This window comes from Micromonospora sp. NPDC000089 (genome assembly GCF_042899365.1).
In the GTDB taxonomy this organism is placed as follows: Bacteria; Actinomycetota; Actinomycetes; order Mycobacteriales; family Micromonosporaceae; genus Micromonospora.
This window is the reverse complement of the sequence record NZ_JBIAZT010000012.1, coordinates 27,125-39,126: the sequence shown is the minus strand read 5'-3', so window position 1 is coordinate 39,126 and position 12,002 is coordinate 27,125. Positions and strand designations below refer to the sequence as shown.

The 12,002-nt window shown below is 76.9% G+C and carries 1 protein-coding gene (cut by a window edge); it reads right to left on the bottom strand.

Annotated features, from left to right (window positions below):
- Positions 1-11,982 carry the 5' portion of a type I polyketide synthase gene (locus ACFY3U_RS21305; RefSeq protein ID WP_387204286.1) on the bottom strand. 17,856 nt of this gene lie to the left of the window's left edge, so the window shows 11,982 of its 29,838 coding nt (coding positions 1-11,982); its start codon is at positions 11,980-11,982; the stop codon falls past the left edge of the window.
- Positions 11,983-12,002 lie beyond the last annotated feature (20 nt).

The window sequence follows — 12,002 nt, the reverse complement described above, 5'->3', positions numbered from 1 at the left end:
CCAGCCGCGTTCGACCTCGTCCAGCGCGTCGAGCGGCCCGGACACCACCACCGACGACGGCCCGTTGACGGCGGCGACGCCCAGCTCGGGGGTGCCGTCGAGGGACGCCAGGACGTCCCGCTCCGGCGCGGCGACGGCCAGCATCCCGCCGCCGGCCGGCAACGCCTGCATGAGCCGGCCCCGCGCGGCGACGAGCGCGCACGCGTCCGGCAGCGACAACACGCCGGCCACGTGCGCGGCGGTGACCTCGCCGATCGAGTGCCCGCCGACGAAGTCGGGGGTGACGCCGAACGACTCGACGAGCCGGAACAGCGCCACCTCGACCGCGAACAGGCCGGCCTGGGTGAACCGGGTCTGGTCCAGCAGGTCACCGTCGCCGAACAGCACCGGCTTGAGCGGCTGCGGCAGCAGCGGGTCGAGCTGCGCGCACACCTCGTCCAGCGCGGCGGCGAACACATCGAACGCGTCGGACAGCTCGCGGCCCATGCCGGCACGCTGCGCGCCCTGCCCGGAGAAGAGGATCGCGAGCCGGCCCCGGGTGGTCGCCGTACCGGTGTGCACGGTGCCGGCCGGCGTGCCGGTGGCGAGCGCGTGCAGCCCGGCGAGCAGGTCGTCGCGGTCGGTGGCGACGACGACGGCGCGGTGGTCCAGGGCGGCCCGGCCGGTGACCGACGACCAGCCGACGTCGACCGGCCTGACGGCGGTGTCGGCGGCCAGCCGGCGGGCCCAGCGGTCGGCCTGCGCGGCGAGCGCCTCCGGGTCGCGGGCGGAGAGGAGTACCGGCGCGGGTCGGCGCGGCGGCTCGGCGGCGACGGGAGCCGGCTCGGCGGGCGGCGCCTCGATGATGACGTGCGCGTTGGTGCCGCTCACCCCGAACGAGGAGACCGCGGCGCGGCGGGGGCGGTGCGACCGCGGCCAGGGCCGGGCCTCGGTGAGCAGGGAGACGTTGCCGGCGTCCCAGTCGATGTGCGGGGAGGGCGCGTCCACGTGCAGCGTGCGGGGCAGCACGCCGTGCCGCATCGCCATGATCATCTTGATGATGCCGGCCGCGCCGGCCGCGGCCTGGGTGTGGCCCAGGTTCGACTTGACCGAGCCCAGCCAGAGCGGATCGCCGGCCCGCTCCTGCCCGTAGGTGGCGAGCAGCGCCTGCGCCTCGATCGGGTCGCCGAGCGTGGTGCCGGTGCCGTGTGCTTCGACCGCGTCCACGTCCGACGTGGTCAGCCGCGCGTTCGCGAGGGCCTGCCGGATGACGCGTTGCTGCGACGGGCCGTTCGGCGCGGTGAGGCCGTTCGACGCGCCGTCCTGGTTGACGGCGGTGCCGGCCACCACGGCGAGGATGCGCCGCCCGTCCCGCCGGGCGTCGGCCAGGCGCTGCACCAGCAGCACGCCGACGCCCTCGGACCAGCCGGTGCCGTCGGCCGACGCCGCGAACGACTTGCAGCGGCCGTCGGCGGCGAGACCGCGCTGCCGGGAGAACTCGATGAACGTGCCCGGGTTGGCCATCACCGTCACGCCGCCGGCGAGCGCCAGGTCGCACTCCCCGGACCGCAGCGCCTGCACCGCCAGGTGCAGCGCGACCAGCGACGACGAACACGCGGTGTCCACGGTGACCGCCGGGCCCTCCAGCCCGAACGTGTAGGCCACCCGCCCGGAGACGACGCTGCCGGAGTTGCCGGTGCCGAGGTACCCCTCCACGCCCTCCGGCAGCTCCCCCAACCCGGCGGCGTAGTCGTGGTACATCAGTCCGGCGAACACGCCGGTGCGCGAGCCGCGCAGCCGGGCCGGGTCGACCCCGGCGGACTCGAACGTCTCCCAGGACGCCTCCAGCAACAGCCGCTGCTGCGGGTCCATGGCGAGGGCCTCCCGCGGGCTGATGCCGAAGAAGCCCGGGTCGAAGTCGGCGGCGCCGGCGAGGAAGCCGCCCTCCCGGGCGTACGAGGTGCCCGGGTGGTCGGGATCGTCGTGGAACAGCGTGTCCAGGTCCCAGCCCCGGTCGGTGGGGAACGCGCCGATGCCGTCGCCGTCGGCGGCCAGCAGCTCCCACAGCGCCTCGGGGCTGTCGATGCCGCCCGGATAGCGGCAGGCCATGCCGACGATCGCGATCGGCTCGTCCACGCCGGTGACCGCCGCCGCGTCGGCGCGGGTCACGGCGGTGGCGCCGGTGAGCTGCTCGTGCACGTGCGCGGCGAGCGCGGCGGGGGTCGGGTAGTCGAAGACCAGCGTGGACGCCAGCCGCAGCCCGGTGGCGGCGTTGACCCGGTTGCGCAGGTCCACCGCGGTCAGCGAGTCGAAGCCCAGCTCCTGGAACGCCCGGTCGGCCGGCACCGCGTCCGCGCCACCGTGGCCGAGCACCTGCGCGACCAGGCCCCGGACCAGCAGGTCCACCTCGGCGTGGGCCTCGTCGTCGGTGAGTCGGGCGAGCCGGTCGGCCCAGCCGTCGGCCGCCGCGCCGGCCTGCCGCCGGGCGGGCGCGCCGGCGAGGGCACGCAACATCGGGGGTACGCCGGCGGCGGCGCGCAGCGCCGGCAGGTCCAGCACGGCCGGCACGAGCGCGGCGGTGTCGGAGGCGACGGCGGTGTCGAAGAGCGCGACGCCGACCGCTTCGGTGATCACGCCGAGCCCGGCGCGGGCCACCCGGGAACGGTCGGCGCTGTCGAGGCCGGCGGCCATCCCGTCGGTGTCCCACATGCCCCAGGCCAGCGCGTGCGCGGGCCGGCCCTGGGCGCGGCGGTGGACCGCGAGCGCGTCGAGGTAGGCGTTCGCGGCGGCGTACGCGCCCTGGCCGGGGGAACCGAGCACGCCGGCGATCGACGAGTAGGTGACGAACAGGTCGAGGTCGAGGCCGGCGGTTGCCTCGTGCAGGTGCCAGGCGGCGTCCACCTTGGGGGCGAGCACCCGGGCCAGCCGGTCGGCGTCGGTGCCGGTGATCACGGCGTCGTCGAGCACGCCGGCGGTGTGCACCACCCCGGCGAGCCGGCCGGCGCCGGTGAGGTCGGCGATCAGCCGGTCGACGGCGTCGCGGTCGGTGAGGTCGCAGGCCAGCACCCGGACGTCAGCGCCGAGCGCGGTCAGCTCGTCGACCAGGTCGGCAGCGCCGTCGGCGTCGGGTCCGCGCCGGCTGACCAGGGCCAGCGAGTCCACGCCCCGGTCGGTGACGAGGTGCCGGGCGAGCAGCGCGCCGAGCGCGCCGGTGCCGCCGGTGACCAGGACGGTGCCGTCGTAGGTGGCCGGGGTGGTCGCGGGTGGGGCGTCGGCGCGTACCAGTCGGGGGGTGTGGGTGGTGTCGCCGCGGACCGCGAGCTGCGCCGCGGCCGGGTCACCGGCGGCGGCCGCGAGCAGTGCCAGCACGTCGGCGTCGAGGTCGCGGTCCAGGTCGGCCAGGACGATCCGGCCGGGGTGCTCGGACTGGGCGGAGCGGACCAGGCCCCAGACGGCGGCGCCGGCCAGGTCGGCGGCGCTGTCGTCCGGCGTGGCGGGCATCGCGTCGCGGGTGGTCACGACGAGCCGCGCGTCGGCGGTCGCGTCGGCGGTCAGCCAGGCGCGCAGCGCGGCGAGCACGCCGGTGGTGGCGGCGCGGACCGCGTCCGGCGTCGGCCCGGCCGGCGGCACCGGCAGCAGCACCAGCGGGGGTACGCCGCCGGCGGCGACCAGCGCGGCCACGTCCGGGTGGGCGGCGGCGTCGGGCAGGGCGGGCAGCGGCGCGCCGAGCACCGCCGTGGCGGGCGGGGCGGCCGGGGTGAGCGGCTCGGCCGGCCAGGCGACCCGGAACAGCGACCGGGCGGCGCGGGTGGCGGCCGGCGGCGTGACGCCGGTCAGCTCGCGCAGCACCAGCGCGTCGACGGTGACGACGGGCCGGTCGGTGGGGTCGACGGCGAGCAGCCGCACCGCCGTGCCGGCCCGGGTGAGCCGGACCCGCAGCGTCTGGGCGCCGACGGCGTGCACCTGGACGCCGGTGAACGCGAACGGCGCCTTCGGGCCGGTGGTGCCGTCGCCGGGCAGCAGCGCGGTGGGGTGCAGCGCGGCGTCGAGCAGCGCGGGGTGCACACCGAACCCGCCGACCTGGTCGCTGCCGGCGGACGGCAGCGTCACCTCGGCGTAGACGGTGTCGTCGCCGGTCGTCCAGGCCCGTCGCAGGCCCTGGAACGCCGGCCCGTAGGTCATGCCGTGGCCGGCGAGCGCGTCGTACCAGCCGGTGAGGTCGGTCTCGACCGCGTGCGGCGGCGGCCACGCGCCGAGGCCGGCCCCCTCGGTGGGGGCGGCGGCGGTGAGCAGGCCCTCGGCGTGCCGGGTCCAGTCGCCGTCGGGGTCGTCGTCGGGCTGGGAGTGCACCGCGACGGTGCGCCAGCCGGCGTGGTCGCGGGGGCCGACCCGGACCTGCACGCGCACCGCGCCGAGGGCCGGGAGCACCAGCGGCGCGGCGACGGTCAGCTCGCGGACCCGGCAGGGGCCGAACTCCTCGCCGGCGCGCAGCACGAGTTCGACGAGCGCGGTGCCGGGGACCAGGACCGCGCCGGCGACCTGGTGGTCGGCCAGCCACGATTGGGTCGACCGGGACAGCCGGCCGGTGAGCACGGCCGCGTCCTCGCCGGCGAGCCGGACGGCGGCCGCCAGCAGCGGGTGGCCGGCGGCGCCGAGGCCGGCCCGGCTGACGTCGGAGGCGGGTCCGGCCGGGCGCAGCCAGTAGCGGTCGCCGCCGAAGGCGTAGGTGGGCAGGTCGGCCGGGACGGCGCCGGCGAACAGCGGGGTCCAGTCGACGTGCCCGCCGGCGACGAATAGCTCCGCCAGGGCGGTGAGCAGCCCTTGCGGCTCGGCGCGGTCCCGGCGCTGGGCGGCGACGGCCAGCACACTCTCGTCGGTGTCGCGGATCAGCGCGGTGAGCACGCTCTGCGGGCCGATCTCCAGGAACGTGTCGACGCCGGCGCCCCGCAGCGCGGTCACGCCGTCGGCGAAGCGGACCGCCTCCCGCACGTGCCGCACCCAGTAGTCGGGGGTGCTGATCTCGCCGGGCGCGGCGAGCGCGCCGGTCACGTTGGACACGATCGGCAGCAGCGGCGCATCGAACGCGAGCCCGTCCAGCACGGCCCGGAAGTCGGCCAGCATCGGCTCCATCAGGGGGCTGTGGAACGCGTGCGACACGGTCAACCGGCGGGTCCGGACACCGCGCTTCCGCCAGCTGTGCTCGATCTCGTCGAGCGCGTCGACCGGGCCGGACACCACCACCGACGACGGGCCGTTCACCGCCGCGATCCCCACACTCGGCTGCCCCGCGATCGACGCGGCCACGTCCGCCTCTTCGGCGGCGACGGCCAGCATCCCGCCGCCGGCCGGCAGCGCCTGCATCAACCGGCCCCGCGCCGCCACCAACGCGCAGGCGTCCGCCAGGGACAGCACGCCGGCCACGTATGCGGCGGTGACCTCACCGATCGAATGTCCACCCACGAAGTCGGGGGTCACCCCGAACGACTCGACGAGGCGGAACAACGCCACCTCGACCGCGAACAGGCCGGCCTGCGTGAACTGGGTCTGATCCAGCAGATCGGCGTCGCCGAACAGCACCGGCTTCAGCGGCTGCGGCAGCAGCGGATCGAGTGCCGCGCACACCTCGTCCAACGCGGCGACGAACGCCGGGAACGCCTCGGACAGTTCCCGACCCATGCCGGCACGCTGCGCACCCTGCCCGGAGAACAGCACCGCGACCGGGCCCCGGTCGGTGGCGCGGCCGGTGACCAGGTTGTCGGCCGCCCCACCGGCGGCGAGCGCGCGCAGCCCGGCGGTCAGCTCGTCGTGGTCGGCGGCGAGCAGCACCGCCCGGTGCTCCAGCGCGGTCCGCGCGGTCAGCGACGTGCGGCCCACGTCGGCCAGGTCGGGGCGGTCCGGCGCGGCGAACGCGTCGGCCCAGCGGGCCGCCTGCCGGGCCAGCCCGCCGTCACCGCGCGCCGACACCAGCACCGGCACCAGCGACGGCGGCGCGGGCCGGTCGGTCACCTCGGGCTCGACGGCGGGCGGCTGCTCGATGATGACGTGGGCGTTGGTGCCGCTGACGCCGAACGAGGAGACCGCCGCCCGGCGGGGCCGGTCCACCGCCGGCCACGGCCGGGCCTCGGTCAGCAGCTCCACCGCGCCGGCCGACCAGTCGACGTGCGGGGTCGGCTCGTCGACGTGCAGCGTGCGGGGCAGCACGCCGTGGCGCAGCGCCTGCACCATCTTGATCACCCCGGCGACGCCGGCGGCGGCCTGGCTGTGCCCGATGTTCGACTTGATCGAGCCCAGCCACAGCGGCTCGCCGGCCCTGTCCTGCCCGTACGTGGCCAGCAGCGCCTGCGCCTCGATCGGGTCGCCGAGCGTGGTGGCGGTGCCGTGCGCCTCGACCGCGTCCACGTCGGCGGTGGTCAGCCCGGCGGCGGTGAGCGCGGCCCGGATGACGCGCTGCTGGGACGGCCCGTTCGGGGCGGTGAGGCCGTTGGATGCGCCGTCCTGGTTGACGGCGGAGCCCCGGACCACGGCGAGCACCCGGTGACCGTTGCGGCGGGCGTCACTCAGCCGCTCCACCACCAGCACACCCACGCCCTCGGACCAGCCGGTGCCGTCGGCGGCGGCGGCGAACGACCGGCAGCGGCCGTCGGCGGCCAGGCCGCCCTGGCGGGTGAACTCCACGAACGCGCCGGGGGTGACCAGCACGTTCACGCCGCCGGCCAGGGCCAGGTCACACTCCCCCTGGCGCAGCGACTGCACGGCCAGGTGCAGCGCGACCAGCGACGACGAGCAGGCGGTGTCCACGGTGACCGCCGGGCCTTCGAGGCCGAACGTGTAGGCGACCCGGCCGGAGATGACGCTGTGTGCGCCGCCGGTGAGCCGGTAGCCGTCCAGGTCGCGGGTCTCGTCGCCGGCGCCGTAGCCGGACGGGGACGCGCCGACGAACACGCCGGTCGCGGTGCCGTGCAGCGCGTCCGGGGCGATCGCGGCCCCCTCGAACGCCTCCCAGGTGGCCTCCAGCAGCAACCGCTGCTGCGGGTCCATGGCGAGCGCCTCGCGGGGGCTGATGCCGAAGAAGTCCGGGTCGAACTCGGTGGCCCGGTCGATGAAGCCGCCGTGCCGGGTGAACGAGCGGCCCGGCGCGTCCGGGTCGGCGGCGAAGAGCCGGTCGAGGTCCCAGTCCCGGTCGGTGCGGAACTCGGTGATGCCGTCGCGGCCCTCGGCGACCAGCTCCCACAGCCCGTCCGGGTCCGCGACGCCGCCCGGGTAGCGACAGCTCATACCGACGATCGCGATCGGCTCGTCGGCGGTCACCGGGCCGGCGGGGACGTCGGCGGCGGCGTCGCCGGCTTCGGGCAGCCGCAGCAGCGTGGCGAGCTGACCGGCCAGCACGGCCGGGCTGGGGTAGTCGAAGATGACGGTGGTGGGCAGCGACAGGCCGGTGGCGGTGGTGAGCTGGTTACGCAGCTCCACCGCGGTCAGCGAGTCGAAGCCGAGGTCGCGGAACGCGCGCCGGGGGCGTACCGCGTCGCTGCCGGCGTGGCCGAGCACGGCGGCGGCGTGGTCGCGGACCAGGTCGGTGAGGCGGCGTTCCCGGTCGGCGCGGGGCAGGTCGAGCAGTTCCCGGCGCAGTCCGCCGGCCCGGTCGTCGACGTCGGCGGTGGCGGGCCGCTCGGTCAGCGCGTCCCGGGCCTCCGGGATGTCGGCGAGCAGCGGCCGGGGCCGGGCGGAGGCGTACGCGGGCGCGAACTGGGCCCAGTCCACGTCGGCGACGACAAGCGTGGTCTCGCCGTGCTCGACGGCCCGGCGCAGGGCCAGCAGCGCGGCGGCCGGCTGCATCGGGTTGAGGCCGCGCCGGCTGAGCAGCCGCTGCGCCTCCTCGGTGGTGGCCATGCCGCCCTCGGCCCAGGCGCCCCACGAGATCGAGGTGGCGGTGAGCCCGCGGGCGCGGCGCTGCTCGGCGAGCGCGTCCAGGTAGGCGTTCGCGGCCGCGTACGCGCCCTGCCCGCCGCTGCCCCACACGCCGGAGATGGACGCGAACAGCACGAACGCGTCGAGCGGCCGGTCACCGAGCAGCTCGTCGAGGTACGCGGCGCCGGCGACCTTGCCGGCCATCACGTGGTCGAACACGTCGAGGTCGGTGTCGACGAGCGCGGTCAGCCGGGTGATGCCGGCGGCGTGCAGCACGGCGGTCAGCGGCGCGACGTCGTCCAGGCCGGCGACCAGCGCGGCGACCTGCTCCCGGTCGGCCAGGTCGCAGGCGACCACGCTGACCCGTACCCCGTCGGCGGTCAGCTCGTCGACCAGCTCGCGGGCCCCGGCGGCGTCGAGCCCCCGGCGGCTGGTGAGCACCAGGTGCTCGGCGCCGTTGGCGGCCAGCCAGCGGGCGGCCTGGGCGCCGATCGCGCCGGTGCCGCCGGTGATCAACACGGTGCCGCGCGGCTGCCAGCCGGCGAGCTGCCCGGCGGCACGGGCGGTGGTGCGGGCCAGCCGGCGCACGAACGTGCCGTACGGGCGGACCGCGTACTGGTCCTCGTCACCGCCGCCGGTGAGGACGCGGGCCACCTCGGTCCAGGTCGCGGCGTCGGGCGCGGCGGGCAGGTCGAGCACGCCACCCCACTGCCGGGGGTGTTCCAGGCCGATCACCCGGGCCAGGCCCCAGAGCGCGGCCTGGGCGGCGCTGGTGACCGGCTCGGTCGGGCCGGTGCCCACGCCGCCCTGGGTGACGCACCACAGCGGGGCGGTGCGGCCGGCGTCCTGGGCGGCCTGCACCAGCCGGGTGGTGGCGACCAGGCCGGTGGAGATGCCGGGGTGGCCCGGCTGGTCGGCGTCGGCGAGCCCGAGCAGCGACACGATCGCGGTCGGTTCGTCGGTGAGCGACGCGGCCAGCTCCGCGCGGGTGGCGTGGACCGGGTCGACGGGCAGCGTGCGCAGCGTCGACCCGTCGGGCAGCGCGGCGGCGAGCGCGGCCAGCCAGGTGTCCGCCCGGTCGTCGCCGGCCGGCGACACCACCAGCAGGTCGGCGGCGGCCGGGGCGACGACGGCGGTGGCCGGCTGCCACACCACCCGGTACGACCAGCCGTCCAGCACCGCCCGCTGCAGCCGGGCGCGACGCCAGGACGACAGCAGCGGCAGCGCCGGGGCGAGCACCTCCGGGTCGGCGTCGCCGGCGGTGAGCGCGGCGACGTCGGCGCGTTCCACCGCCGACCAGAACTCCACATCGACGACGTCCGGGCCGACCGGACCGGCGGCGGTCGCCGCCATCCGCTCCGGCCAGTAGCGCCGCCGCTGGAACGCGTACGTGGGCAGGCCGGTGAGCACCGGCGCGGGAGCGAGCACCCGGGCCAGGTCCACCGGCAGGCCGTGGGCGTGGGCCTGAGCGAGGCTGGTCAGCAGCCGCAGCCGGGCGTCCTCACCGCGGCGCAGCGTGGCCAGCGCGTGACCGGTGGTGCCGGTGTCGTCCAGGATCGCCGCCACCGACATGGTGAGCACGGGGTGCGGTGACACCTCGACGAAGTCGGTGTGCCCGGCGTCGATCGCGGCCCGTACGGCGGTGTCGAACAGCACCGGCAGCCGCAGGTTGTCGGCCCAGTGGTCGGCGTCGAACCGGGTGCCGTCGAGCCAGTCGCCGGTGACCGTGGAGATGATCGGCACGTCCCCGTCGCGCGGGGTCAGGCCGGCCAGTTCGGTGCGGAGCCGGTCGGCGACCGGCGCCACGGCCGGCGAGTGCGAGGCGTAGTCCACGGCCACCTGCCGGGCCCGGACGCCCTCGGCGACCAGCTCCGCGATCAGGTCGGCGATGACCCGGGCCGGCCCGGCGACGGCGGTGGTGGCCGGGCCGTTGACCACGGAGACGGTCACGCCCTCGGGCAGGCGGGCGGCCAGCTCGGCGGCCGGCAGGTCGACCGCGGCCATCGCGCCGGTACCGGCGACGTCGGCCAGCGCCCGCAGCCGCAGCGCCAGCACCCGGGCCGCGTCGGCCAGGGTGAGCGCGCCGGCCACGTGGGCGGCGACGATCTCGCCCTGGGAGTGCCCGATCACCGCGCGCGGGCTCATCCCGGCGTGCCGCCACAGCCGGGCAAGTGCCACGCCGACCGCGAACAGCGCCGGCTGGGCGATCTCGGAACGGTTCAGCCACGTGTCGTCGGCGCCGGTCAGCACGGCGACCACGTCGACGTCGAGCCAGTGGTCCAATTCGGCCTGGCACTCGGCGAGCGCCTCGTCGAAGACGGGGGCGGCGCCGATCAGCTCGGCGGCCATGGCGGCGTGCTGAGCGCCCTGGCCGGGGAACACCCAGACCGGGCCCTCCCCCGGCTCGCCGGCCTGGCCGGTGACGACCGTGCCGGCCGGGGTCCCGGCGGCGACGGCGTCCAAGCCGGCGAGGAGCTGCGCGGGGTCGGCGGCCACCACGGCGGCCCGGTGCTCGAAGACCGACCGGGTGGTGGCCAGCGACCAGGCGAGCCGGGCCGGGTCGAGGTCGGCGTGGTCGCGGACGTGCCGGGCCAGCCGAGCGGCCTGTTCGCGCAGCGCGTCGGTGGAGCGGGCGGAGATCGACCACACGGTGGCTGGCCCGGCGACCAGCGCCGGCCGGTCGGCGTCCGGCACCGGGGTGGGCGCGGGGTCGGCCTGTTCCAGGATGACGTGGGCGTTGGTGCCGCTGATGCCGAACGAGGAGATCGCGGCGCGCCTCGGCCGGTCCACCGCCGGCCAGCTCCGGGCCTCGGTGAGCAGCTCCACCGCGCCAGCCGACCAGTCGATGTGCGGCGACGGCGTGTCGACGTGCAGCGTGGCGGGCAGCCGGCCGTGCCGGATGGCCTGCACCATCTTGATCACGCCGGCGACGCCGGCGGCGGACTGGCTGTGGCCCAGGTTCGACTTGATCGAACCGAGCCAGAGCGGGTCCCGTCCGTCCCGGTCCTGCCCGTACGTGGCCAGCAGCGCCTGCGCCTCGATCGGGTCGCCGAGCGTGGTGCCGGTGCCGTGCGCCTCGACCGCGTCCACGTCGCCGGTGTCGAGCCGGGCGTTGCTGAGGGCCTGCCGGATGACCCGCTGCTGGGAGGGGCCGTTGGGGGCGGTGAGCCCGTTGGACGCCCCGTCCTGGTTGACGGCGCTGCCGCGCAGCACGGCGAGGACCGGGTGGCCGTTGCGACGGGCGTCGGCGAGCCGTTCGACCAGTAGCAGGCCGACGCCCTCGGCCCAGCCGGTGCCGTCGGCGGCGGCGGCGAACGACTTGCACCGCCCGTCGGAGGCGAGGCCGCGCTGGCGGGAGAACCCGACGAACGCGCCGGGGTTGGCCATCACGGTCACGCCACCGGCCAGCGCGAGGTCGAACTCGCCGGCCCGCAGCGCCTGGGCGGCCAGGTGCAGCGCGACCAGCGACGACGAGCAGGCGGTGTCCACGCTGACGGCCGGCCCTTCCAGGCCGAGCGCGTACGCGATCCGCCCGGAGACGACGCTGGTGACGGTGCCGGTGAGCAGGTAGCCCTCGTCGGCGTCCAGCGCGCCGCCGTCGGATCCGACGCCGTAGCCGTTGGCGGCGGTGCCGACGAACACGCCGACCTTCTGGCCGCGCACCGACGACGGGGCGATGCCGGCGGACTCGAACGCCTCCCACGAGGTTTCCAGCAGCAGCCGCTGCTGCGGGTCCATGGCCAGCGCCTCGCGTGGACTGATGCCGAAGAACTCGGCGTCGAACCCGGCCGCGTCGTAGAGGAAGCCGCCCTGCTGAGTGGTGGAGCGGCCGGCCCGGTCGGCGGACGGGTCGTAGAGGTTGGCCAGGTCCCACCCCCGGTCGGTGGGGAAGCCGCCGATGGCGTCGCCGCCGGCTTCCACCAGTTCCCAGAGTTGCTCCGGGGTGGACACCCCGCCTGGATAGCGGCAGGACATCGCGACGATGGCGACCGGCTCCCGGGCGGCGGCGGTCAACTGCTGGTTGAGCTGCTTGAGCCGGCTGGTCTCCTTGAGGGAGGCCCGAAGCGCCTCGACGACCTTGTCTGCGGACGTGGACATCATCTACTCCGTACGTGGGG